Genomic DNA, 22,520 nt, shown 5'->3' with positions numbered 1-22,520 from the left:
ATGACTAATCAATTACACAGCCCGCTTAATGTTCAACACGCCATTGAGCACATTATCACAAAGCAGTCACTTAGTTACGTGCAAGCAAAATCGCTATTTGATCAAATTATGCAAGGCAATATGAGCGACATTGAACTCTCTGCGTTACTTATTGGCCTTAAAATGAAAGGTGAAGTAAGCGATGAGATTGCCGGTGCTGCCGCTTCAATGCGTGAAAATGCAGTTGCATTTACCACTAATAAAACACTACTTGCTGATAGCTGTGGCACCGGTGGCGATGGTTCAAACACTATAAATATTAGTACCACCGCCGCGATTGTGGCGGCCGCGGCAGGTATTAATATGGTAAAACATGGCAATCGAAGCGTGTCGAGTAATTCTGGGTCTGCTGACTTGCTCAAAGCACTGGGGATCAATATCGATATGACCCCAGAGGTCGCTGCTCGTTGTTTAGAGAGCACAAATTTTACCTTTTTATTTGCACCGCACTATCACAGTGGGGTGCGCCATGCGATGAACGTGCGTACCAGTTTAAAAACCCGAACCATTTTTAATATTCTTGGGCCACTGGCTAATCCAGCAGCTCCTGAGGTGCAATTACTCGGCGTGTACGATGAGTCTTTATGTCTGCCAATGGCACAAACGCTTAATACTCTAGGCACTAAACGCGCTATGATAGTGCACGGCTCTGGTACTGACGAAATTGCCTTACATGGCCCAACACAGGTTGTAGAGCTTAATAATGGTAAAATTACTCAGTACACACTCAGTCCAAGTGATTTTGACCTTGCAAACTATTCACTTGAACAATTAGCCGGTGAAGGCCCACAATACAATGCAAACGCCAGCCTTGCTATTTTACAAGGTAAAGGCACTGAGGCACACAACGCCGCAATTGTTGTTAATGTGGCCGCATTGCTGTACTTAACCGGCCAAGCAGAGTCGTTAAAACAAGGTGCACAAATAACACACTCTTTATTACGTTCAGGCAAGGCCATGGACACATTAAATGCAATTATTGAGGTAAGTCATGGCTAATGTATTAGACAAAATTATTGCTGATAAAAAAATAGAACTAATCGAGCGTAAGGCTGCACGCCCACTAGATAGCTTTAAGCACCAAGCCAAACCGACTGAGCGTAGTTTTTACAAAGCACTGGCAGCATCTGGTACGCAGTTTATTTTAGAATGCAAAAAAGCGTCGCCCTCTAAGGGGTTGATTCGTCAGCCTTTTGATTTAACAGAAATCACCCAAGCGTATAAGCAGTATGCCACTTGTATGAGTGTGTTAACTGACGAAAAGTACTTTCAAGGCAGCTTTGATTACCTTGAATTTGTACGTAGCCAAGTTGAACAGCCGCTTATTTGTAAAGACTTTTTTATTGATGAGTACCAAGTTTATATGGCACGTCTTTATGGCGGCGACGCTATTTTACTGATGCTATCTGTGCTTGACGATCAGCAATATAAAACACTGCATGAAGTGGCCGACTCATTAAATATGTCAGTATTAACTGAGGTAAGTAACGAAGAAGAAGTTCACCGTGCGCTGGCACTAAATGCACAAATAATTGGAATTAATAATCGAGATTTACGCGACTTAAGCACCGACTTAGCCACCACAGAACGACTACGTAAACTTATTCCTGAAAATAAAGTGGTTATTTCTGAGTCAGGTATTTACACCCATCAAGATGTAAAACGCTTAGCCCCTTTATGCAATGGCTTTTTAATTGGCAGCTCATTAATGGCTGAAGCTGATCTAATACAAGCATGTCGTCGCGTTATATTAGGCGAGAACAAAGTGTGCGGCTTAACCCGCAATCAAGACGCTATGGCAGCCTATAGCAATGGCGCTGTGTATGGCGGGCTGATTTTTTACCCTAAATCCCCCCGCTTTGTTGATTTAGATTGCGCTAAAGAAATCAGTCAAAGTGCGCCTTTAAAATTTGTTGGCGTATTTGTTAACGCTGCTATACCTGATGTGGCTGAACACGCTAAACAACTTAAATTATCAGCCGTTCAATTACATGGCCAAGAAGATGAACAATACATTGCGTCATTACGTAGTGAATTACCACGTAATTGCCAAATTTGGAAAGCACAGGCAATAAAAGATGTTTTACCACAACCCGTAGCAGGCGCAGATCGCCATTTATACGATACCCACAGTGATTCACAGGCGGGTGGCACAGGTAAAACATTTGATTGGTCGGTACTGCGTGATGCGACCACCCCCTTTATGCTTGCTGGCGGCTTAAACCCAGACAATATTAGCGATGCCCTCTATCACGGAGCTTTAGGACTTGATTTAAATTCAGGTGTAGAGCAGTCTCCTGGTAAAAAGTGCGCAAAAAAATTAAATCATGCTTTTTCAAGCATCAGAAACTATTGAGGTTAAAATGCAAAATCCAGCTTATTTTGGCGAGTTTGGCGGAATGTTTGTTCCCGAGTTACTCGTACCTGCGCTAAAGCAGTTAGAAAGCGAATTTAACAAAGCGCAAAAAGATCCTGAGTTTCAAGCTGAATTTACACAGCTTTTAAACGAGTATGCAGGTCGCCCTACGCCGCTTACGTTAACTCGCAACTTAGTTAAAAACCCTAAAGTTAAGCTTTACTTAAAGCGTGAAGATTTACTCCACGGTGGTGCACACAAAACTAATCAGGTGTTGGGTCAAGCATTACTGACTAAACGCATGGGTAAAAAAGAAGTTATAGCAGAAACCGGTGCTGGCCAACACGGTGTAGCCACCGCACTTGCGTGTGCATTACTTGGCTTAAAATGTCGTATTTACATGGGTGCAAAAGACGTTGAACGCCAACAGCCTAATGTATTTAGAATGAAACTTATGGGCGCTGAAGTTATTCCAGTTACCGCAGGTTCGGGCACATTAAAAGATGCGGTTAACGAAGCTCTGCGTGATTGGTCAGCAAACTATCAAGAGGCGCATTACTTGCTAGGTACAGCCGCGGGCCCTCATCCTTTTCCAACAATTGTACGTGAGTATCAAAAAATTATTGGCGAGGAAGCTAAACAGCAAATTCTTAAAGCGGAAGGTCGACTACCTGATGCGGTTTTAGCTTGTGTAGGTGGTGGCTCCAATGCCATTGGTATGTTTACTGATTTTATTGACGAGCCGGGTGTTAAATTAATTGGTGTAGAACCAGCAGGTAAAGGCCTTGATACCCACGAGCACGGCGCAACAATCTGCAAAGGCACTAAAGGTATTTTACACGGCACTTATACCTACATTATGCAAAATGACGATGGCCAAATTGAAGAGTCTTACTCTGTATCGGCGGGATTAGATTACCCTGCTGTAGGGCCACAACATGCATTTTTACACGAAACTGGTCGAGCTCAATATGTAGGCATTAGCGATACCGAAGCTCTTGATGCGTTTCAAGCACTGGCAAAACACGAAGGTATTATTCCGGCGCTAGAATCAAGCCATGCTATTGCATATGCACTTAAATATGCGGAAGAGTTGCAAGAAGAAAGCATTTTAGTGGTTAATTTAAGTGGCCGTGGCGATAAAGATTTAGCCCACGTACACAAGGTATTATCAGAGGAAGGTCAATTATGAGCCAATTAAAAGCTGACCGTTACGGACAAATGTTTGCAGCACTAAAAGAGCAAAACCAAGGCGCATTTGTACCATTTGTTACTATTGGCGATCCGGGGAAAGCGCAAAGCATTGAAATTATTAAAAGCTTAATCGATGGCGGCGCAGATGGATTAGAGCTAGGTATTCCGTTTTCAGATCCGATTGCCGACGGCCCTGTTATTCAAAAGGCCAATATTCGTGCTTTAGATGAGCACATTAATACACAAGATTGTTTTGATATTATTAAAGAAATACGCCAGTACAATGCCGACATCCCAATTGGTTTATTACTGTATTCAAACTTAATCTTTAAACGTGGCTTAGAAAAGTTTTACACTGATGCAAAAGCAGTAGGCGTTGACTCTATTTTAGTGGCTGATGTGCCATTACACGAGTCTAAAATGTTTAGAAAAGCCGCCATGGCAAACGGTATTGATCCGATATTTATCGCTACGCCGAACGCCAGTGACGATACGTTGCGTGAGTGCGCATCGTACGGTCGCGGTTACACTTACTTACTGTCTCGTGCAGGGGTAACAGGCACCGATACTAAAGCACAAATGCCTGCAACACACGTGGTTTCGCGCTTACAAGAGTACCACAGTGCGCCTGCGTTATTAGGCTTTGGTATTTCAACACCTGATGATGTAAAAGCTGCGCTTAAAGCCGGTGCTGCGGGTGCTATTTCAGGTTCTGCAGTAGTAAAAATCATTGAAGCAAACCTACATGATTTAAATGCAATGACTACACAATTAAAAACATTTGTAACCGAGATGAAAGCCGCAACAGCGCTTTAATCAACGGCGTTTTTAATCACTAAAAAAGGGCATGTAACATGCCCTTTTTTATTTAAACTGCAAACTTAATGCGCTTGATGCTTACCCTCAAGAATCTCTTCTATAAACTTAGCATTAAACGCGTCTAAATCTGCAGGACTGCGACTAGTCACTAAGCCTTGATCAACACACACCTCTTGGTCGACCCAGTTAGCACCGGCATTAATTAAATCACTTTTAATACTCGGATATGAGGTGACCTTTTTGTCTCTGAGCTTGTTAATCTCTGCGAGTAACCACGGCGCATGGCAAATAGCGGCAACAGGTTTGTTTCTCTTTGCTCCAAAAAAACCATCTACAAATGCCTTAGCATCCGAGTCTTGGCGTAAGCTATCGGGATTAAACAAGCCACCAGGCAGTAAAAGCGCATCGTAATCACCGGCATTTGCATTGGCTGCTAATTTATCAACAGCAACTTTTTCACCCCACTTGTCTTCATCCCATGCGGTGATCTGCCCTTCTTTAATAGAAACAACATCTATATCGGCGCCCGCCTCAAGTAAAGCAGCCTGTGGCGAGAGTAACTCGCTTTGCTCAAATCCATCGGTGGCTAAAATGGCAATTTTTTTACCTTTTAAACGATTACTGTTATGTAAGTTACTCATTAAATACTCCTTATTTCATTCAATACATAACAGTATTTGCATATCACATACCAAACATAACACGCTGAATATAATAAGATTTTATAAAAGGTAATAAACAAGTAATGTAAATTATTTACACTGATTGCAGATACTACAGGCAAAGGTAATAATGCAAAGAGCCTGTAAGCTACGTAGTAGCTTTTGGGGGAAAAGCGAACTTACAGGCACTAAAGTTATACATTAAAGGCGCTCTTTTAACGCTTTTGCTGGTTTAAATACGGCTTTATTAGCCCCTTGTATTTCAATCGCTGCACCAGTTTGTGGATTACGACCAGTACGCGCTGGGTAGTAACTAAGTGCAAAAGTACCAAAGCCTGAAATTTGTACCTGATCGCCTTCAGACAGCGACTTTGTAATCACTTTTTGTAAGCTGGTTAACGCAGCTTGTGCGTCTTTTTTTGTTAATTCACTCGCATCCGCAATAGCTGCAACCAATTCTGCTTTATTCATTTTTTGCTCCTAAATACACGCCTAGGCTTAAAACTATTAACGTGGCAATACAATGATGTAAAAATAAAAGCAGGCAGGCTAAGGGTTGCAAGGGGGTAAGTCAACCTTAACCGGAAGCCAAGTGCCTTAGTAAGACTCATTGGGTTTAAATATAATCAGCTTGACTGTTTTATAGTCATAAAGATGACTTAATCGTTTGCTAAGGTGAAATAAAAATCACCGTGAGCAAACGTGAACGCTAATCAATACCGCTGGTTTGAATTTACCTTTATTTTTATCATTCTGCCTTTAATTGGCTTTAATATTCGCCAATACTTATCTAACTGGCTTATTCCAGCACTGATCATCCTCATGAGTGTGTGCTGTATGCTGTTATTAAACGACAGCCACTTTAAACGTTTTAGATTAACTAGCTTGGGGCAGTTTTCTGCTGTGAAGCGCCGCATGTTTAGCTTTTTCTTTATTGGCGCGTTATTTTCGGGGGTATTTTACAACTTACTTTACCAAGGACACTGGTTTACTTTACCTCGTGAAAATCTCACCGACTGGCTAATGCTATTACTGCTCTACCCTTTATTGTCGGTGATCCCGCAAGAATTAATATTTAGAACCTACTTTTTTCATCGTTATAAGCGCATTATGCCCAGTAAATGGCTACGCATTATTATAAGTGCGAGTGTATTTGCACTGGCACATATTGTTTACGCTAATTGGGTTGCAGTAAGTTTAGCATTTATAGGCGGATTACTATTTGCATATACCTACGCACAAAGCCGCTCAACCTTTGCCTGTGTTCTTGAGCACAGCTTATGGGGAATATGGATGTTTACCCTAGGGATAGGTGACTATTTAGACTCTGGTGCACTGAATTAACAAACAGCAATAAAAAAGCCGCGACAGGCGCGGCTTATTTAGGTTTAGTTTAAATTAAAAACCAAAAATACTAATATCAAAAAACTTCGTTGCAACGGTATTTACAAAAATGATTAATAATATCGCTGGAATAAAGGTTTGCAGTGAAAAGTTAACGTACTTTTCCATAAAGCTATTAGCATAATTAGGAGAGCCTTGTCTTAGCTCTTCGCTTAAGCGAACTTTTTTCCACTTATACATTACAAACAAACACACCATTAAACCATTTAAAGGCAATATTGTGTCGTAAAATACGTCATAAACAACATCAAAAAAGCTCTTATTACCACTACCGTAGCTAGTAAAAGTAGTTAGGCTGTCAATCATACCAAACGACATAATACACAAAATAGTTAATATACCGGTTGATAAAGTGAGTATGCCCAGCGCTTTTTTACGGCTAATGCCTTTACGATCGCTTAGTGTTGCTGTTGGTACTTCAACAATAGATACTAGTGATGTAATAGCAGCAAAAAATACCAATAAGAAGAAAATAAATGCCACGGCTGATGCGCCAAAATAGCCAATATCATTTTGTAACGCTAATAAAATTTTTGGAAGGTAGACAAAAATCATTGAAACTGACGAGTCAGATAACTTAGCCGGATCGGTATTTGGGTCAAAGCTAAAAATAGCCGGTAACACCATTAAGCCTGCTACAAACGCAACCAGTGAGTCGGTAATAGCGACCATTTTAGCGCTGCCTACAATGTCATCTTTTTTCGAGATATAAGATGCATAGGTAATTAAAATACCCATACCTAACGACAATGAGAAAAACGCTTGGCTCAATGCGCCATTCAGCACGCTGGCATTCATTTTACTAAAATCAGGAATAATGTAGTACTTAACACCGGCCATGGCGTTATCAAGAGTGAGTACGTAACCCACCAATATAATAAGCATGACAAATAAAGCTGGCATTAAAAATTTAGCTGCTTTTTCTATGCCGTCTTTTACGCCACCGACCAAAATTAGGTTAACAATAACTACTACCAGCGCCATATAACCAAACACGGTATAGCTATTTATAAACTCACCAAAGTGTCCAGGGTTTGCCAGCATATCTAAATTACCCAGCGCGGTTTGGCTCAAGTAACCAAAAATCCACACCGTGATCACCATATAAAAAACAGCAATCATAAATGGCGTTAATACCGCTAAAAAGCCAGCAAATTTCCATTTTTTGTCGTTATTAGCTAATTTTTTGTATGCACCCAGCGGGTCTTTTTGTGCATGACGACCCATGGCCATTTCAGCCATCATTACGGGTAAACAAATGAATGCGACAAACAAAGCATAGACGAGCAAAAATGCACCACCGCCATTCTTAGTCGCAGAAACTGGAAAGCCTACTAAGTTACCAATACCCACAGCAGAGCCTGCCGCTGCCAATATAAATCCTAAGCGGGAGCTAAAATGCTCTCTATTTTCACTCATGTAATAACCTTGTTATTATTTATCTTATCCAAGGGACTCTACCAGTGTTACGCAACGCTTTTCAAGCAATTACCGTGTAAAAAAACATTCTTGCTGTAAACATCGTCATAAACACTTTTAATTCACCATTTATCAACGCTATGCTAGTATGCAGTTAATTAAATTTAACAAGTTTTGAGAGTATTTATATGTTGTATATGATTTATTCAACAGACGTCCAAAATAGTTTAGAGCACCGTAAAGCGGCTCGCCCAGCTCATTTAGCACGCTTACAAACGCTAGAAGACGAAGGCAGACTATTAACCGCAGGTCCACTTCCAGCCATTGATAGTGAAGACCCTCAAGATGCAGGCTTTACGGGTTCTTTAGTGATTGCTCAATTTAATTCTTTAGAAGACGCCAGAGAGTGGGCGGCAGATGATCCTTATGTTGCCGGTGGCGTATATGAAAACTCTATTGTTAAACCATTTAAAAAAGTGTTCCCTGCTTAATTAAACTATGACCACCCTGTTTAACTGCAACCAGCAATTCAGGGTTTGTTCACTCATTTTTAATTAAACTTTGCTTAATAAAAACTTAAATACACCGCAAGGTATTAAAGTTTTAGTGGCTTAGTTTTTAAGCTAAGCAGGTCTGTTCTAGGAGTTCCGTAATGCGTGTATTATTAATACTCAATTTAATCGCGGTAGTGTGTTTGGCTAATTTTGCCCACGCAAACAATACCAAAAGCAAAACCGATAAAGTTGAGGTAAGCAAAAAAAAAGCAGTAATACTTGCAAAACAAACTACAGACGGTACAACATTAAAGATTTCTGAAGAAACACTTTTTTTTACTGTACGAATTTTAAAAGCTGACGGCCACGTCGTCGATTTGAAAATAAACAAGAAAACTGGCGAAGTGAAAAAGGATTAACCAATGCGAATTTTAGTAATAGAAGATGATTTACATTTGGCAGACAATCTGCGCAATGCATTAGAAAAAGAGCGTTACAGTGTTGATTTATGTCACGACGGTGAAGCTGGCCTTTTTCACATCACTGAATACCCTTTAGATATGGCTGTAGTTGATTTAGGCTTACCTAAAATAGACGGTATTGAGCTAATAAATAAAGCGCGCGCTCAAGGGGTGACTATTCCTATTTTGATTTTAACCGCGCGCGATCGCTGGCAAGACAAAGTAGAAGGCTTAGATGCCGGTGCTGACGACTACCTAACTAAACCATTTCATGTTGAAGAACTGATTGCTCGTTGTAATGCGCTTATTCGTCGTAGTGCTGGTAAAGCAAATCCAGAAATGACAGCCGGCCCTATTAAAATTCATACGCGTTCACAACAAGTATGGGTAAACGACAAAGAACTGAGCTTAACTGCGTATGAGTACAAAGTACTCGAATACTTAATGGTTAACCCACAAAAAGTAATTTCAAAGTCTGAGCTTACAGAGCATATTTACGACCAAGACTTTGACCTTGATTCGAATGTAATTGAAGTGTTTGTACTACGTTTACGTAAAAAACTCGACCCAGATGGCGTGCTTAACCCAGTAGAAACACTGCGTGGGCGTGGTTACAGGCTTAAAAGCCAGTGGTAGGACCGCAAGTTTCGTTAAAAATAAGGCAAGGATTTATCCTTGTCTTTGTTTTGTTAGTCGCCCTACCCATTTTGTTTTACTCCATAGGTAAAGCGTATTATGAGTCACTTGTTGATGCCACCGAAAAAAACCTCGAAGCACACCTGTATTCACTTATTTCCGAAGTTGATTTTACCGAGCGCGGCATTATTATGCCCAGCTCTATATTAACCCCCGAACTCAACAATTTAAACTCAGACACCTACGCCATGATATACCGTGACGACGTGCCTATTTGGCATTCTGAGTCGGCGGTTAACGTTAACTTTGTTCCCCAATATATAGAGCCCAAAGCAGGCGCTGCCGACTTTAGACGTGTGGTGTATAACAACACTGCTTATTGGCAATTAAGTTTAACGGTAATACTTAATAATATTGACCAATCAGAGCAAGCACGCTTTATTTTATTAAAACGTAACGATGCCCTACTGCGCTTAATGGATGGCTTTAAACAGACCCTAGTTGATTGGATGTTTATAATGGGAATTGCCATTGCAGGGTTAATGGCCATTGGTTTTATTTGGAGTGCAAGGCCACTGCAGCGTTTAGATAAAGAAATAAAAGCCATTGAATCAGGCGATATTCAAGAAATTAAAGGCTTATACCCCGTTGAACTGCAAACGATTAAAGCCGACCTAAATTTACTGTTAGAGTCGCAGCAACGCCAAAAAGAACGATACCGCGCCTCTCTTAGCGATTTAGCCCATGCACTTAAAACGCCGTTAGCTGTTTTAAAATCAAGCCCACTCGCTAACGATGCAGATGCACAAGAACAACTCGACAGAATTAATGTGATGATCGAGCACCAATTAAAACGTGCCGCCACGGGTGCTTCCGATACATGGAAAAAACAAACCCCCATCAAGCCGGTTATCGATTCTATCTTAAGCGCAATGAGTAAAGTATACCGCGATAAAGACATTATATTTAACTGCCAAGTGAGCGATAAAGATTACTTTTTAGGTGATAAAACCGATTTAATGGAGTTATTAGGCAACTTAATAGATAATGCCTGTAAAGCCTGTCGCTCCCAAGTCAGTATTAATGTTTCACAAGCTAAAACGCTCAGTATAAGCATTTGTGATGACGGCCCAGGCATTAAGCCAGATAAGCGCGAATCGTTATTACAACGCGGTACGCGCCTAGATACCTACGAAAGCGGCCACGGTGTTGGTATGGCTATTGTATCTGACTTGGTTAAGTCGTATCACGGGCTGTTAACTATATCTCAGTCGCAACGTTTAGGCGGCGCAAAATTTATTCTCGAGTTTAATTACCATGAAAAAAAGTAACTACATCTTTTGTTTTAGCTTAAGCCTTTTATTTTTATGGGCGCAGCAAAGTATAGCTGCTGCGCAAGAGTGTATATTGCAAAACAATGCCCTACCCGAGCAAATTAAAGATTACACACAATGTTTAGACGCCAAATTAAATAAAGTGCAACAGCAACAAGATAGCTGGATCCAGAAGCGTACCTTTGAACTGGCCGAATTAGAAAGCGAAACTGGTAACACCTACATTTTATCATTGTTTAAGCAAAGTCTTAACGCCAAAGACAAGTACATTCAAAAAAGTTGCCAGTGGCGTTATATGTTAAAACAGCCTAATTCACCAGAAGCTGTAGTAACTTATAAAGAGTGTGAAATAGCAATGATAGAGCAATTCATTCAGCAGCTTAAAATGGGGCTTTAACCAGCTCCTGATTAAACATTATGTGTTGAAGCTTGCTAATTTAGTGGTTAGTGTTTTGGAAGTGCAGCCTTAAAGGCTGCATTTTTGTATTTATATAGTTTGCAGTGTGACTACTCTGACCATACCGCAAATTCATTTCCATTTGGGTCGCTAAAGTGAAATCGTCTACCACCTGGAAATGAAAATGTAGGCTTAATTATTTTGCCTCCAGCTTGCTCAATTTTATTTTGAGTCGCTTCAAGGTCATTACTGTATAACACAATTAACGGGCTTCCGTTTTTAGTAGCAACAACCAAGTCAGATTTAAAGAAACCACCATCAACCCCTTGTGCGACAAAGCTACAGTATTCTGGGCCATAATCTACAAATGACCAGCCAAACACGTCACTAAAAAAGGCCTTAGTAGCTGCAATATTTTGTGCAGGAATCTCAATATAGTTAATTTTATTATTTTGAGTCATTTTAGTTTTTTGCCCTTATTCTTGTTTATATTATTTGCGATTTGAACTGGTAATAAATAAAGATAGCAGCAATGCTCAATAATCATAAGCAAACATCAGGTATTTGAAATAAGCGATACATAAACACTGTTGGTTGTCATTCTTAAACAGCTTATTATCTGGATTTTTATATATCTAAGTTGATTTGCTCTGTAGTTAATATACGACTTTTTAAGCGATCAAGAATTTGTTGATTAAAACATTTTGACAAAACCACGCAAAAACCACAAACTACCTACCAGTAGATTGATTTAGCTAAAGTGATTTAAAATGCATAAACCTGTGGTTATTATTGGTGGTGGCTTAGCGGGCTTATATGCTGCTTACAACCTTAAAAAACGTGATATTCCGTTTTTATTATTAGAGGCCAAAGCCAGTTTGGGCGGTAGAATTGCGTCTCATTATTTACCGACCAACAACACCATTGGCCACGATTTAGGCCCAACATGGATATTTCCGCACCAGCCTAATATTCAACAATTAGTTGCTGCTTTAAACATCCCCGTGTTTGAACAATACACCCAAGGCGATGTGCTGTATCAAGCATCACAAACCGCTCCTGCACAGCAAATTGCAGGGGCTGGCGAAATGCAGTTATTTAGAGTACAAAACGGTATGAACGAGCTTATCAATGCGCTTTATCAGCAGCTTGAGCCAAAAACCGTTAAATTAGAGCACGCTGTTAGCGAAGTAAAAAAGCTCTCCGATGGCTGGCATATAAGCGCTAATTATCAAGGGAGTAGGCAGCACTATACTTGCGATCAGTTACTGTTGGCATTACCGCCTAGAATGATCAGTCAACATTTAACCCCGCATTTATGGGCCGATAATGTTTTAACACAGCGTTTAGCGTCGGTGCCTACATGGATGGCTAGTCAAGCAAAGTTTATTGCCACTTTTGAGCACGCTTTTTGGCGAGATAAAAATTTATCGGGACAATGTTTTAGCCGAGTAGGCCCATTGGTAGAAGTTCATGATGCGTCAGCAAGTGGGCATTCTCACCCAGCTTTGTTTGGCTTTATTGGCGTGCCTTACTTGCAGCGCAGTAAAGGGACCAGAGAACAATTAACTCAGGCTTGCCTTGAACAGCTCAGCTATTTTTACGGTGAGCAAGCCTATACAGCGAAAAGCTGCATTATAAAGGATTGGGCTGAGGATGAATTTATTGCCAACATAGATGACCAAATGGGTGTTTCGCAGCATCCAAAATTCAATTTTTCAGGGCTTAGTGAGCAGCTCAAACAGTTACAAGTGTATTTTGTAGGGAGTGAGTTTGCAAAGCATGAGGCAGGCTATTTAGAGGGGGCTATAAACGCTGTAGATAGCGCCTTAGCTAATTTAATGGATGCTTAGCTTTTTAAAAGGCGTGCTATGTAGGCACGCCTTTGTAAGGTATTAGTCTTCTGATTTGATAACGGTTTCTTCACCTGTGCCAAGCATAGTGGCTAACCAACGCCCTTCGTCACTGGCTTCTAGCGCTATTTTTACAATCATGGTTAACGGCACTGACAACAACATACCTACAGAGCCTAATAACCAGCCCCAAAATATTAACGATAAAAACACCACTAAGGTAGAAAGCCCGAGGCCTTTACCCATGTATTTCGGCTCTACAATATTACCCATTACGGTATTAATGGTTAAATAACCCGCGCCGACGAGCCCTGCCACTAATGGGCCTTGCGTAATAAGCGCCAGTAACAGTGCAGGCACAGCCGCAATGATTGAACCAATGTTAGGAATGTAATTAAGCATAAATGCCAATACGCCCCATAGTACAAAATAATCAACGTCTAATATCCACAGGTAAAAACCAGCAATTACACCAGTGGCTAAACTCACTAAGGTTTTAATGGCTAAATAAGAGTTAATAGAGTCTAAAAAACGGTCAATTTGCTTGATTTTGCTGTCGGGATCGTCCAGTGCTAAATGAATTTTTTTGCCAAGTATCGGCCCTTCAAACAGCATAAAAACAACCGTTAAAATAATTAAAAACATATTGGCCATTACGCTACCTAAACCCGTTAGCATATTGGTGGCAACATCAACCATTTTGCCAGGGTCAAACATAGACAAAATTTGTTCTTTATTAATTAAGATATTGTATTGCGAGGCCACATCAACCAACCATACAAATTCTTCTTTTAATTGTGCTTTATATTCAGGTAACTGTTTTGAAAAATCGTTAACCGACTGCCCTACTAAACCGCCTAAGCTAACCCCTAAGCCCATAATAATCAGCACCACAAGCACTACCGCTATGCCTTTTGGAATACGGTAACGAGCAAAAAAGTTAATAAGTGGGCTACAAATTATGGCTATAAATGCTGCCAAAATAAACGGAATAACAATAGCGCTTGCGGCTTTAATACCCGCTAGCACAATGACCAAAGCGGCAAAAATTATTAAGCTTTTATTTACCCCAGTTAAACTTGCCAATACTCTTATCCTATTACTGTTATTTGGCTTTAGTGTAAGGCAAAAGCTAATAGAATGAAATGTTAAAGGGTCTGTTGGCCTTTCAAGATTAGATTTGCAGCCGTCTTTTTGGTATTAAGGCAAGGCAGAGCCTATGTGGTGTGGTTGTTCCCCATAAATAGGCGATAACGCAGCATTAATGCCAAACAGGCGCTGCCCTTCGGGTTCTGTCTAGGGGCAATTTACTCTTTGTTGCTCGGTTTTGACTTAGCCCACTAGGTTACAAACCTCGCGCCGCGATTAAATCGCCCCTAGTTTGAACAAATATTAATCCGCAAAGACCAACAGACCCTAGGTGATCATAAAAATTATTGGTACGTATAAATTTGCAAATCGTTGAGCTGGAGAGTATAAATTTTAAACATCCTGCTTTATTTATAATTTTGGAGTTGCAATGCATATATTTTTTACTGGCGCCACAGGCTTAATTGGTAGGCACCTTTGCCCTTTCTTGTTGCACCACCACGATGTTACTGTACTGAGCAGAAACCCAACCAAAGCAAAAGTATTGTTAGGGCACCAGATAAATGCAGTTGATAGCCTTGAAGATGTTGATTTTAATACCGTTGACGTTGTTATTAACTTAGCCGGTGAGCCTATTGTAAATAAACGTTGGAGCGACAAACAAAAAACAGTCATTCGCGATAGCCGAATCATTGTTACGCAAGCGATTAGTGATGCTATTAAGCAGTGCCATACCCCACCACATACCTTTATATCTGGCAGTGCAATTGGTTATTATGGTCGACAAGGCGACACTCTGGTTGATGAAAACAATACAGAGCCTCATGATGAATTTAGCCACCAACTGTGCAAAGATTGGGAGCAAGCAGCTTTAAAGGCTGAGTCTGACGAAACTCGAGTGTGCTTATTACGTACCGGTATTGTATTGGCTAAAAAAGGCGGCGCGCTTGGTAAAATGTTACCAGCATTTAAGCTTTGCGTAGGTGGTCCAATTGGCAGTGGTGAGCAAGGTATGTCGTGGATCCATATAGATGACATGGTTCAGCTCATTTTATTTTTAATTCGCAATAAAGAAATATCAGGAGCTGTTAATGCCACAGCTCCTGAGCCCCTAAGCAATAAGCAGTTTAGCCAATCACTCGCAAAAGCATTGTCACGCCCTGCGTTTATGTCTATGCCTGCTGGGGTGCTTAATATATTAATGGGTGAAATGGCCGACTTACTTACTACCGGCCAGTATGTGGTACCTAAAAAAGCATTAGACCATAACTATCGTTTTCACTTTACTAAAATTGACGCTGCATTAGAAAGTTTAGTCTAGCTACTGGCCTTAACGGATTAAGTTTGTAGTAGGGGGTAAAAGTTAATACTTTTTACCCTCTTGCTATTTTTGTGTTACTACCTAATACTTATAGCTGTATAAACGCCTTCAACTAGCTAAAAGAGCCCCTTAAACATGCTTCATTTACCTACATTAATTAGCCTCTGTTTTATTCTTAACTTGTTTATTGCTGTGTTCTTTTTTTCTGTTTATAGATACAAAAAACAACCTTGCTATTTATTTTTTGCTTCCGCCTGTTGCTCGTTTATTACCGCAATAGCACTAATTGGTTTAAGAGATTTTATTGAGTTTCCATTATTAACCCACTTTTTTGCTTACGTTTTTATTATTTTAAGTCCACTACTCATTATTTTAGGGTTAATACCACAAAGCCAAGCACCCGCGATAAAATTAACACCTTTATACTATACTTGTGCCATGTGCTGTACGCTTTTACTTGCAGTGTACCTTATAGATGCAGGGCAAATTATTACCAGCATTATTACTGCTGTATTATTTAGTTACGCTGCGTATTTAATGATTAAAACTCCAAGTGTTGCAGTAATCCAACAACGCTTACTCGTTGCCTGTTTTACAATCCACAGTGTGGTGATGCTGTTGCAAGTTGTACTCCTTGTTTTGCTCTACTCAAGCCAAATCAGTCAAGCCAGCTTAGCTTTTGGATTACAGCTGTTATTGGTAACGCATTTATTTTTAACTACCGCTACTGCGCTAATTTTACCGTTTATTAAGTTTGCTAATGCTGAGTCTAGACTGATCAATCTAGCGAATCACGATCCGTTAACGCAGCTTTTAAACAGGCGTGGATTTTTCCGTTTATGTAAAAAAATAACTAAAAACGCGCCTCTTAACAGCAGAGTATCGCTGATCATGCTCGATATTGACCTATTTAAACAAGTGAACGACCAATACGGCCATGAAACCGGGGATGAAGCGATAAAGTGGATTGCACAACATATTAACGAATTGTTTTTTGAGCTTGGAGTTACTGCTCGTATTGGTGGAGAAGAGTTTGCTATTTTTCTTAATCAACAGAACTTAGCGCAAGCTAGGCTGTTAGCTCAAAAGCTTTGCAGTAGTATTAATGAATACCCGTTTTATTTTAATGGTAATAGCATTGCACTGTCTGTAAGTGCCGGAATAAGTAGCATGTTAGTGCGCGAGCTAAATATGCAAGCACTGTTGTTACAAGCCGACAAACGCCTTTATCTTGCCAAAGAAACAGGCCGAAATAAAGTGGTCACCCATGATGAAAAAAGCTTATTAACCAAAGCTCCCACTGCCATCATTTAATTTAGCCATAAAAAAACGGCATCATAGTTGATGCCGCTTGATACGTTTACAAATTATATAATTACTTACTTATCCAAGGCGTTACTTTAACAACCTCGTTAATATCAGCTAATACGGTTGTATTTTCTTCCCAGCTATCTGTTACTTCAAAATAACACACTGACTTTTCGCACGTTATGCGCTCATCATCAAATTGCTTAGGAGTTTTAAAGGTAACAACCACGCCTTTTTGTTCAGGTAATAAAAACCACATTAGTTTGCTAACAAAAAAGCCAGATAGGTCTGTTAATAGCTCTTCAAGCTCATTATTAATAACCAATAACGATTGCTTTGATAACGCCAGTCCATCTAGTTCCTTAGCTTCTATTTGTAGCTTTAACTGACAGTCGTGAACCGGGTTTTTTGGCTGAACTACAATCACCGCTTTGTCGGTATCTAGCTGTTTATCGAACGGTAATAGCAATTGCGCTTTGTCGGTATAATTAAGCGGGTACTCATTTTTTTCAGTTAAAATAGTACCGTTTTTAATACTACAAACTTCGTTAGTACCAATATCGCTAATATAAAAGTTTACGCGGGCGTACTGAAAGTCCCCTTTGTTTACCACTTTTAAACGGTCGTAAAAACCGTCATACGACATCACAAATTCTTTAGCAACGGCACTACTAGCTGCTACTGCTAAAAAGCTGGCTGTAACTAATTTTAATAACGGCTTATTCATTAAAGTACGCTCGGTTTTGATTAATCATGGTATTAAGCTCTTCAATGTACGCTTCACCACGTTCAGAGTAAGACATTAAACCATACGTTAATTTAGTCGCTAAAATTGGTTTTTGTTGTGCGCGTAAGTCTTCGCGGATAGTACGTAGCTCTTTGTAAGCATTGTGGGTATTAATATTTTTAAAATAAGAGCTTACTGCTGCACGTACCGATTTGAATGCAGCCACTTCATGCTCGGCTTCACTATTACGTCTTCTTGGTACCATGCCACAGCCTTTTTTGTAGCACCATTGGCCAAAAAAGTTTAAGCCGATTCGTGCAAAACGTGAAGTGCCCCATGCAGACTCATTGGCTGCCTGCATTAAGGCCATCTCTTTAGGAATGATGTCTACTCGGCGCAGTGCTTGGCTTAAGGTGATGGTATCTAACGTTTCAGGTAATCCGTACGACTTAAGTATTTTTTTTATGTCGCCCGCTTGTTTTTTACTAAGCGGTTCACTGTGCTCTATCATCATGCGTGCAATTTCAAGGTTTGCACGTTGCTGTAAAATCTTTTTGTTTTCGGCTTCTACATGAGGCTTAATAAAGTTAAAAAACGCATGTTTTTTCTCTTTCACATCAGTGAATTCTGAGAACTTTGGCAACTTAACGTTGTGCAATGGTTTTTCTTTTTTCTTCTCTTTTTTAATGTCGTTAGAGCTGGTTTGCTCGTCTGATACTAGTTCATCAGCATCAATAAACGGAAGGGTCAACGCCCAAATAACAATGGCGGCTAACAACAACTGAAAAATAGTTTTTAACATGTATTATCTCAATTTAACTCTAAGTTATGTATGGTGTAGTCACATACATACGAAACATCATTATACCTAAGCCACTTTATAAACGCGAATACTGAACAACCGAATAAAATTCATACACCTATTGCTTACAATTTATAATATACTAAGTGCTAAAACCGAAGACGAATTGATAGGTTGAGACATGGATAAACAGTGGCAAAATAGAATAATTGAACAATATAAGCACCGCCCTAACGATAACCGCTCTCCTTGGCAAATCGACCGCTCACGAATCATTCATGCTGCTGCATTTAGGCGCCTTCAAGCTAAAACCCAAATAATGGGTATTGGCTTAAACGACTTTTACCGTACACGCCTTACCCATTCATTAGAAGTCTCGCAAATAGGCACCGGCATATTACGCCATTTAAAGGTCCAACATCCAAGCTTTGAACATTTTCCATCTACTGGATTGCTCGAAACCTTATGTTTAGCCCACGATATAGGCCATCCACCGTTTGGGCATGGTGGCGAAATTGCACTTAACTATATGATGCGTGATCATGGTGGTTTTGAGGGTAACGCACAAACACTGCGCATTGTGGCAAAGCTAGAGCCCTATAGTAACGGCTACGGCATGAACTTAACTAGACGCACCTTGTTAGGATTTATTAAGTACCCAGCTTTTATTGATAACCTTTGGCATAACATCCCACAAGAAAATAAACAGCGTGCGTTTATAAAAGCCGATGACTGGCGACCAGCCAAAGGTATTTACAATGACGATGCCGCGATATTTAATTGGATTATTGAGCCTCTTAGCGCAAGTGATAAAGCGTTATTATCTAGCCAAGAACACGCAGATGCTTATCGCGCTAAAACCCTTTATAAATCACTCGACAGTGCCATTATGGAACTGGCTGATGACATTGCTTATGCAGTTCACGACCTTGAAGATGCCATAGCGACGGATGTGCTCAGTTTAGACGATTGGCTAACCCATGCATTGCCGCATTTACAAGCACTTGACTATGACTGGTTAAACACTTTGCTTGAGTCACTCTCCAAGCGGTTATTTTCAAAGTATGAACATGAGCGAAAAGACGCCATAGGCGAACTGGTGAATACCTTTATTATTCATATTCATTTAGATACCCAAAACGATGAATTTGAGTGCCCTATTTTAAAGCACACCGCAAAATTAGATCAGCAATACGAAAATGTGCTACAGATCCTCAAACACTTTGTATTTCAGCGTTTAATACGCGACCCACAAATGCAGCAAATAGAATTTAAAGGGCAAAACCTACTCATAGAATTATTTACTGCGTTTGCCAGCGATCCGCTGCGCTTATTACCCGAAACCACGCAGGCACTGTACCTTGAAGCTGAAAAACACAATCAAGGTATGCGTATTATTTGTGACTATTTAAGCGGTATGAGCGACGAATACGCTTATAAAACCTATCAACGGTTGTTCTCCCCCATACAATAAGTTAGCTAATCTGAACTCAGGTTAGTCAACATAAAAAAGCCGAGTTACTTACGTAACTCGGCTTTTCGTTAGTTTATAAAATCACACTACAGTGATTTAATGCCCATGTTGTAAAGCGTAAAACCGTACATATCGGCATAAAGGTCAATAATTTTACTGGTTGGTGTACCGGCACCATGGCCTGCATTGGTTTCAATACGAATAAGTGTAGGATTTGTACCCGCTTGATTCGCTTGAAGCTCAGCTGCAAATTTAAATGAATGCGACGGTACAACGCGGTCATCATGATCGCCTGTAGTGATCATAGTCGCCGGATATTCAACCCCTGCTTTTACGTTATGAATTGGCGAGTAGCCTTTTAAGTAATCAAACATTTCTTTACTTTGGTCGCTAGTACCGTAATCGTATGCCCAACCAGCGCCAGCTGTAAATGTATGATAACGAAGCATATCCAATACGCCTACCGCAGGTAACGCAACTTGAAACAAGTCAGGTCGCTGGGTCATTACAGCACCCACTAATAACCCACCGTTTGAACCACCACGCAGTGCTAAGCGTTTTTTAGAGGTGTATTTTTTATCTTGTAAGTATTCAGCTGCAGCAATAAAGTCGTCAAATACGTTTTGCTTTTGCAATTGTGTACCTGCTTTATGCCACTCTTTACCGTATTCACCACCACCACGAATATTAGCAACTGCGTATACGCCGCCTTGCTCAAGCCAAGCTGCTGTTGTAGAGCTAAAGCGAGGTGTTAAGCTTATATTAAAGCCACCATAGCCATATAAAATAGTTGGGTTGCTGCCATCTAATTTAATATCACTTTTATAAGTGATAATCATCGGTACTTTAGTGCCATCTTTAGAGGTATAAAATACTTGCTCAGAGGTATAGTTATCGCTATTAAAATCTATCCCTGACTTACGGTATACTTTTGACTCACCGCTTTGCACGTCAAAGCTGTAAGTTGTACCTGGCGTTTTGTAGTTAGTAAATGAATAATAAAGCGTAGTTTGCTCTTGTTTACCGCCAAAGCCACTCGCCGTACCGACGCCTGGTAAACTAATTTCGCGGATCAATTCGCCTTGTTTGTTGTACTGTTTCACTTTAGAAATAGCATCAACCATGTAGTTGGCAAAAAACGTATTACCGCCAAGGGTTACATTAAGTACGTTTTCAGTTTCTGGGATAAAATCTTGCCAGTTTTCAGGCTGTGGATTGCTTGCATCAACCGTCACTACTTTTTTATTTGGTGCATTTAAGTTAGTAACCAAAAATAGCTTGCTGCCTTCGTTGTCAATTACGCTGGTATCAGAGTCGGTATTACCCACTACAGTCACAAATTCGCTATCTGGCTTGGTTAAATCTTTAATAAATAACTTATTACCAGAGGTTGATACGCTGGCACTAATAAACAAGAAACGACCATCTTTGGTTGCTTTAGCGCCCACATAGCGGTGCTTTTGTTCTGCTGTATCGCCAAATACTAAAGTATCTTCGCCTTGATCTTGACCTAACTTATGGTAATACACTTTATGTTGATCAGTTTTTGCAGAAAGCTCACTGCCCTCTGGCTTATCGTAGCTTGAATAGTAAAAACCGTCATTTGCTAGCCAGCTAACGCCACTAAATTTAACATCAACTAGTGCTTGCTCTACCTGCTCTTTGGTCTCGGTGTCTATAACAATGATTTTACGCCAATCACTACCACCTTCTGAGATTTGGTACGCTAACAATGAACCATCTTCTGAAAATGATAAACCCGACATTGAAGTGGTGCCATCTTCACTAAAAGTATTAGGATCTAAGAACACTTCAGCTTCACCGCCGTCTTTGCTGCGGTATAAAACGTACTGGTTTTGCAGGCCATCATTTTTATAAAAATAAGTGTAATCACCTTCAGTAAACGGCGCGCTGATTTTTTCGTAGTTCATGAGTTTTTCAAGGCGCTGTTTGAGTGTGTCTCTGTAAGGCACTTGCTCTAAATACGAAAAGGTAAGCTTGTTTTGAGTTTTAACCCATTGAGCCGTTTCATCACTCATATCATCTTCTAACCAGCGATACGGATCAGCCACGGTTTCACCAAAGTAAGTGTCAACCACAGTGCCTTTTTTAGTTTCAGGGTAATCTAGTGAGTTAACTGCTTTCATAGCTGTTTTTACTTCATTTTGAGTAGTGTTTTCTGCAGGTTGTGAACAACCTGCAAGTGCGATTACAACCGCACAGGTCAGTGTTTTTTTAAGCATTGCTTTACCATTATTTTTTTATAGTCAGCCTAAGTTATTAACTTTCTGTTTGTTTGTCTATCAACTTGCGGTAAACGTCATTTATCGCTGTTAACCTGCGCTAAATTGCGCTTAAATAAATGAATAACTTTTAAACACTAACAGGTTGAGTAATGACAGAAACTGAATCTTTTACCAGCTTTAAACGCTTTTACCCTTACTATCTAAAAGAGCATCGTAATAAAACTTGTCGCAGGCTGCATTTTATTGGCAGTAGTTTAGTGTTGCTTTTGACCGGCTATGCGCTTATTAGCTCACAATTCGTATTGTTATGGTTATTACCGGTGATTGGTTATGGCTTTGCATGGGTTGGGCATTTCTTTTTTGAAAAAAACCGCCCCGCCACATTTAAGCACCCGTTATACAGTTTATGGGGTGATTGGGTCATGTTTAAAGATATACTGATTGGCAAAATTAAATGGTAAATGGCTACTTACGCTTCGGTATCA

The 22,520-nt window shown here is 40.1% G+C and carries 23 protein-coding genes; 15 read left to right on the top strand and 8 right to left on the bottom strand.

Annotated features, from left to right (window positions below; all coding sequences use genetic code 11):
• Genes trpD through trpA form a run of 4 tightly spaced genes read left to right on the top strand, consistent with a single transcriptional unit; the run spans nucleotide 1 to nucleotide 4,405 of the window.
• The gene (trpD, locus tag DK924_RS05620) at nucleotides 1-1,038 is read left to right on the top strand and encodes an anthranilate phosphoribosyltransferase (protein ID WP_054201045.1); all 1,038 of its coding nucleotides are present in this window, start codon (nucleotides 1-3) and stop codon (nucleotides 1,036-1,038) included.
• A complete protein-coding gene (gene trpCF / locus DK924_RS05615) occupies nucleotides 1,031-2,395 on the top strand; it encodes a bifunctional indole-3-glycerol-phosphate synthase TrpC/phosphoribosylanthranilate isomerase TrpF (protein WP_109874553.1) in 1,365 nt (454 codons plus the stop codon). Before trpD ends, trpCF begins: the two co-directional genes overlap by 8 nt.
• A gap of 7 nt (nucleotides 2,396-2,402) precedes the next feature.
• The gene (gene trpB / locus DK924_RS05610) at nucleotides 2,403-3,587 is read left to right on the top strand and encodes a tryptophan synthase subunit beta (protein WP_075169446.1); all 1,185 of its coding nucleotides are present in this window, start codon (nucleotides 2,403-2,405) and stop codon (nucleotides 3,585-3,587) included.
• A complete protein-coding gene (gene trpA, locus DK924_RS05605; RefSeq protein WP_109874552.1) occupies nucleotides 3,584-4,405 on the top strand; it encodes a tryptophan synthase subunit alpha in 822 nt (273 codons plus the stop codon). Before trpB ends, trpA begins: the two co-directional genes overlap by 4 nt.
• A 65-nt stretch (nucleotides 4,406-4,470) precedes the next feature.
• Here trpA and DK924_RS05600 read toward each other — a convergent pair whose 3' ends face one another.
• Nucleotides 4,471-5,049: a type 1 glutamine amidotransferase domain-containing protein gene (locus tag DK924_RS05600; RefSeq protein WP_109874551.1), complete on the bottom strand. Its 579-nt coding sequence runs from the start codon at nucleotides 5,047-5,049 to the stop codon at nucleotides 4,471-4,473.
• 222 nt (nucleotides 5,050-5,271) lie between these two features.
• Nucleotides 5,272-5,541 (bottom strand): HU family DNA-binding protein, encoded by a 270-nt coding sequence (locus tag DK924_RS05595; RefSeq protein ID WP_010390237.1) that lies wholly within the window; start codon nucleotides 5,539-5,541, stop codon nucleotides 5,272-5,274.
• Nucleotides 5,542-5,772: 231 nt separating this feature from the next.
• Here DK924_RS05595 and DK924_RS05590 point away from each other — a divergent pair, with 231 nt between their 5' ends.
• Complete coding sequence (locus DK924_RS05590) at nucleotides 5,773-6,414, top strand: CPBP family intramembrane glutamic endopeptidase (RefSeq protein ID WP_109874550.1); 642 nt, start codon at nucleotides 5,773-5,775, stop codon at nucleotides 6,412-6,414.
• A 54-nt stretch (nucleotides 6,415-6,468) separates the two neighbouring features.
• On the opposite strand, the gene DK924_RS05585 is transcribed toward DK924_RS05590, so the two are convergent.
• Entirely contained in the window at nucleotides 6,469-7,893 is a 1,425-nt protein-coding gene (locus tag DK924_RS05585) for a sodium-dependent transporter (RefSeq protein ID WP_010390240.1), read from the bottom strand.
• A gap of 188 nt (nucleotides 7,894-8,081) precedes the next feature.
• Here DK924_RS05585 and DK924_RS05580 point away from each other — a divergent pair, with 188 nt between their 5' ends.
• From DK924_RS05580 to DK924_RS05560, 5 genes are all read left to right on the top strand, one after another.
• On the top strand, nucleotides 8,082-8,384 hold the full coding sequence (locus DK924_RS05580) for a YciI family protein (RefSeq protein ID WP_054201050.1): 303 nt from the start codon (nucleotides 8,082-8,084) through the stop codon (nucleotides 8,382-8,384).
• Nucleotides 8,385-8,545: 161 nt separating this feature from the next.
• Nucleotides 8,546-8,806: a PepSY domain-containing protein gene (locus tag DK924_RS05575; RefSeq protein WP_010390245.1), complete on the top strand. Its 261-nt coding sequence runs from the start codon at nucleotides 8,546-8,548 to the stop codon at nucleotides 8,804-8,806.
• Between the two features lie 3 nt (nucleotides 8,807-8,809).
• Nucleotides 8,810-9,484 (top strand): response regulator transcription factor, encoded by a 675-nt coding sequence (locus DK924_RS05570; protein ID WP_010390247.1) that lies wholly within the window; start codon nucleotides 8,810-8,812, stop codon nucleotides 9,482-9,484.
• The gene (locus DK924_RS05565; RefSeq protein ID WP_109874549.1) at nucleotides 9,478-10,815 is read left to right on the top strand and encodes an ATP-binding protein; all 1,338 of its coding nucleotides are present in this window, start codon (nucleotides 9,478-9,480) and stop codon (nucleotides 10,813-10,815) included. The genes DK924_RS05570 and DK924_RS05565 overlap by 7 nt, the downstream gene beginning before the upstream one ends.
• A complete protein-coding gene (locus DK924_RS05560; RefSeq protein WP_109874548.1) occupies nucleotides 10,802-11,215 on the top strand; it encodes a lysozyme inhibitor LprI family protein in 414 nt (137 codons plus the stop codon). Before DK924_RS05565 ends, DK924_RS05560 begins: the two co-directional genes overlap by 14 nt.
• Nucleotides 11,216-11,325: 110 nt before the next feature.
• Here the strand turns inward: DK924_RS05560 and DK924_RS05555 are convergent, their stop codons facing one another.
• Nucleotides 11,326-11,676, bottom strand: coding sequence for a VOC family protein (locus DK924_RS05555; RefSeq protein ID WP_076918595.1), 351 nt, complete (start codon nucleotides 11,674-11,676; stop codon nucleotides 11,326-11,328).
• Nucleotides 11,677-11,985: 309 nt separating this feature from the next.
• On the opposite strand from DK924_RS05555, the gene DK924_RS05550 reads away from it, so the two are divergent.
• Entirely contained in the window at nucleotides 11,986-13,068 is a 1,083-nt protein-coding gene (locus tag DK924_RS05550; protein ID WP_109874547.1) for an FAD-dependent oxidoreductase, read from the top strand.
• Between the two features lie 42 nt (nucleotides 13,069-13,110).
• Here the strand turns inward: DK924_RS05550 and DK924_RS05545 are convergent, their stop codons facing one another.
• Nucleotides 13,111-14,154, bottom strand: a complete 1,044-nt coding sequence (locus DK924_RS05545) for an AI-2E family transporter (RefSeq protein WP_010390257.1) — start codon at nucleotides 14,152-14,154, stop codon at nucleotides 13,111-13,113.
• A 433-nt stretch (nucleotides 14,155-14,587) separates the two neighbouring features.
• Here DK924_RS05545 and DK924_RS05540 point away from each other — a divergent pair, with 433 nt between their 5' ends.
• Together DK924_RS05540 and DK924_RS05535 are read left to right on the top strand one after the other, a co-directional pair.
• Complete coding sequence (locus DK924_RS05540) at nucleotides 14,588-15,478, top strand: TIGR01777 family oxidoreductase (RefSeq protein WP_109874546.1); 891 nt, start codon at nucleotides 14,588-14,590, stop codon at nucleotides 15,476-15,478.
• A 135-nt stretch (nucleotides 15,479-15,613) separates the two neighbouring features.
• Nucleotides 15,614-16,792: a GGDEF domain-containing protein gene (locus DK924_RS05535; RefSeq protein ID WP_109874545.1), complete on the top strand. Its 1,179-nt coding sequence runs from the start codon at nucleotides 15,614-15,616 to the stop codon at nucleotides 16,790-16,792.
• Between the two features lie 61 nt (nucleotides 16,793-16,853).
• Here DK924_RS05535 and DK924_RS05530 read toward each other — a convergent pair whose 3' ends face one another.
• Nucleotides 16,854-17,513 carry a DUF2987 domain-containing protein gene (locus tag DK924_RS05530; protein WP_010390261.1) on the bottom strand — a complete coding sequence of 220 codons (660 nt, stop codon included), beginning with the start codon at nucleotides 17,511-17,513 and terminating at the stop codon, nucleotides 16,854-16,856.
• Nucleotides 17,506-18,315 (bottom strand): glucosaminidase domain-containing protein, encoded by an 810-nt coding sequence (locus DK924_RS05525; RefSeq protein WP_010390263.1) that lies wholly within the window; start codon nucleotides 18,313-18,315, stop codon nucleotides 17,506-17,508. Before DK924_RS05525 ends, DK924_RS05530 begins: the two co-directional genes overlap by 8 nt.
• Nucleotides 18,316-18,496: 181 nt before the next feature.
• Between DK924_RS05525 and DK924_RS05520 the strand changes: the two genes are divergently transcribed.
• Nucleotides 18,497-19,789 carry an anti-phage deoxyguanosine triphosphatase gene (locus tag DK924_RS05520; RefSeq protein ID WP_010390265.1) on the top strand — a complete coding sequence of 431 codons (1,293 nt, stop codon included), beginning with the start codon at nucleotides 18,497-18,499 and terminating at the stop codon, nucleotides 19,787-19,789.
• Between the two features lie 86 nt (nucleotides 19,790-19,875).
• Here DK924_RS05520 and DK924_RS05515 read toward each other — a convergent pair whose 3' ends face one another.
• The gene (locus DK924_RS05515; protein WP_109874544.1) at nucleotides 19,876-22,032 is read right to left on the bottom strand and encodes a prolyl oligopeptidase family protein; all 2,157 of its coding nucleotides are present in this window, start codon (nucleotides 22,030-22,032) and stop codon (nucleotides 19,876-19,878) included.
• Nucleotides 22,033-22,184: 152 nt separating this feature from the next.
• On the opposite strand from DK924_RS05515, the gene DK924_RS05510 reads away from it, so the two are divergent.
• Nucleotides 22,185-22,496, top strand: a complete 312-nt coding sequence (locus tag DK924_RS05510; RefSeq protein ID WP_054201058.1) for a DUF962 domain-containing protein — start codon at nucleotides 22,185-22,187, stop codon at nucleotides 22,494-22,496.
• Nucleotides 22,497-22,520 lie beyond the last annotated feature (24 nt).

This window comes from Pseudoalteromonas sp. meg-B1, assembly GCF_003173795.1.
Lineage (GTDB): Bacteria > Pseudomonadota > Gammaproteobacteria > Enterobacterales > Alteromonadaceae > Pseudoalteromonas > Pseudoalteromonas undina.
Note: the sequence above shows the minus strand (reverse complement) of the source record. Positions and strands in the feature narration are given on the sequence as shown.

Excerpts from the sequence above, each read along its gene's own strand:
- DK924_RS05535 (WP_109874545.1), top strand. The coding sequence starts at position 15,614 with ATGCTTCATTTACCTACATTAATTAGCCTCTGTTTTATTCTTAACTTG.
- trpD (WP_054201045.1), top strand. The coding sequence starts at position 1 with ATGACTAATCAATTACACAGCCCGCTTAATGTTCAACACGCCATTGAG.
- trpCF (WP_109874553.1), top strand. The coding sequence starts at position 1,031 with ATGGCTAATGTATTAGACAAAATTATTGCTGATAAAAAAATAGAACTA.
- DK924_RS05580 (WP_054201050.1), top strand. The coding sequence starts at position 8,082 with ATGTTGTATATGATTTATTCAACAGACGTCCAAAATAGTTTAGAGCAC.
- DK924_RS05595 (WP_010390237.1), bottom strand. The coding sequence starts at position 5,541 with ATGAATAAAGCAGAATTGGTTGCAGCTATTGCGGATGCGAGTGAATTA.
- DK924_RS05585 (WP_010390240.1), bottom strand. The coding sequence starts at position 7,893 with ATGAGTGAAAATAGAGAGCATTTTAGCTCCCGCTTAGGATTTATATTG.
- DK924_RS05600 (WP_109874551.1), bottom strand. The coding sequence starts at position 5,049 with ATGAGTAACTTACATAACAGTAATCGTTTAAAAGGTAAAAAAATTGCC.
- DK924_RS05540 (WP_109874546.1), top strand. The coding sequence starts at position 14,588 with ATGCATATATTTTTTACTGGCGCCACAGGCTTAATTGGTAGGCACCTT.
- DK924_RS05560 (WP_109874548.1), top strand. The coding sequence starts at position 10,802 with ATGAAAAAAAGTAACTACATCTTTTGTTTTAGCTTAAGCCTTTTATTT.
- DK924_RS05575 (WP_010390245.1), top strand. The coding sequence starts at position 8,546 with ATGCGTGTATTATTAATACTCAATTTAATCGCGGTAGTGTGTTTGGCT.
- DK924_RS05555 (WP_076918595.1), bottom strand. The coding sequence starts at position 11,676 with ATGACTCAAAATAATAAAATTAACTATATTGAGATTCCTGCACAAAAT.
- trpB (WP_075169446.1), top strand. The coding sequence starts at position 2,403 with ATGCAAAATCCAGCTTATTTTGGCGAGTTTGGCGGAATGTTTGTTCCC.
- DK924_RS05570 (WP_010390247.1), top strand. The coding sequence starts at position 8,810 with ATGCGAATTTTAGTAATAGAAGATGATTTACATTTGGCAGACAATCTG.
- trpA (WP_109874552.1), top strand. The coding sequence starts at position 3,584 with ATGAGCCAATTAAAAGCTGACCGTTACGGACAAATGTTTGCAGCACTA.
- DK924_RS05515 (WP_109874544.1), bottom strand. The coding sequence starts at position 22,032 with ATGCTTAAAAAAACACTGACCTGTGCGGTTGTAATCGCACTTGCAGGT.
- DK924_RS05550 (WP_109874547.1), top strand. The coding sequence starts at position 11,986 with ATGCATAAACCTGTGGTTATTATTGGTGGTGGCTTAGCGGGCTTATAT.
- DK924_RS05520 (WP_010390265.1), top strand. The coding sequence starts at position 18,497 with ATGGATAAACAGTGGCAAAATAGAATAATTGAACAATATAAGCACCGC.
- DK924_RS05530 (WP_010390261.1), bottom strand. The coding sequence starts at position 17,513 with ATGAATAAGCCGTTATTAAAATTAGTTACAGCCAGCTTTTTAGCAGTA.
- DK924_RS05510 (WP_054201058.1), top strand. The coding sequence starts at position 22,185 with ATGACAGAAACTGAATCTTTTACCAGCTTTAAACGCTTTTACCCTTAC.
- DK924_RS05525 (WP_010390263.1), bottom strand. The coding sequence starts at position 18,315 with ATGTTAAAAACTATTTTTCAGTTGTTGTTAGCCGCCATTGTTATTTGG.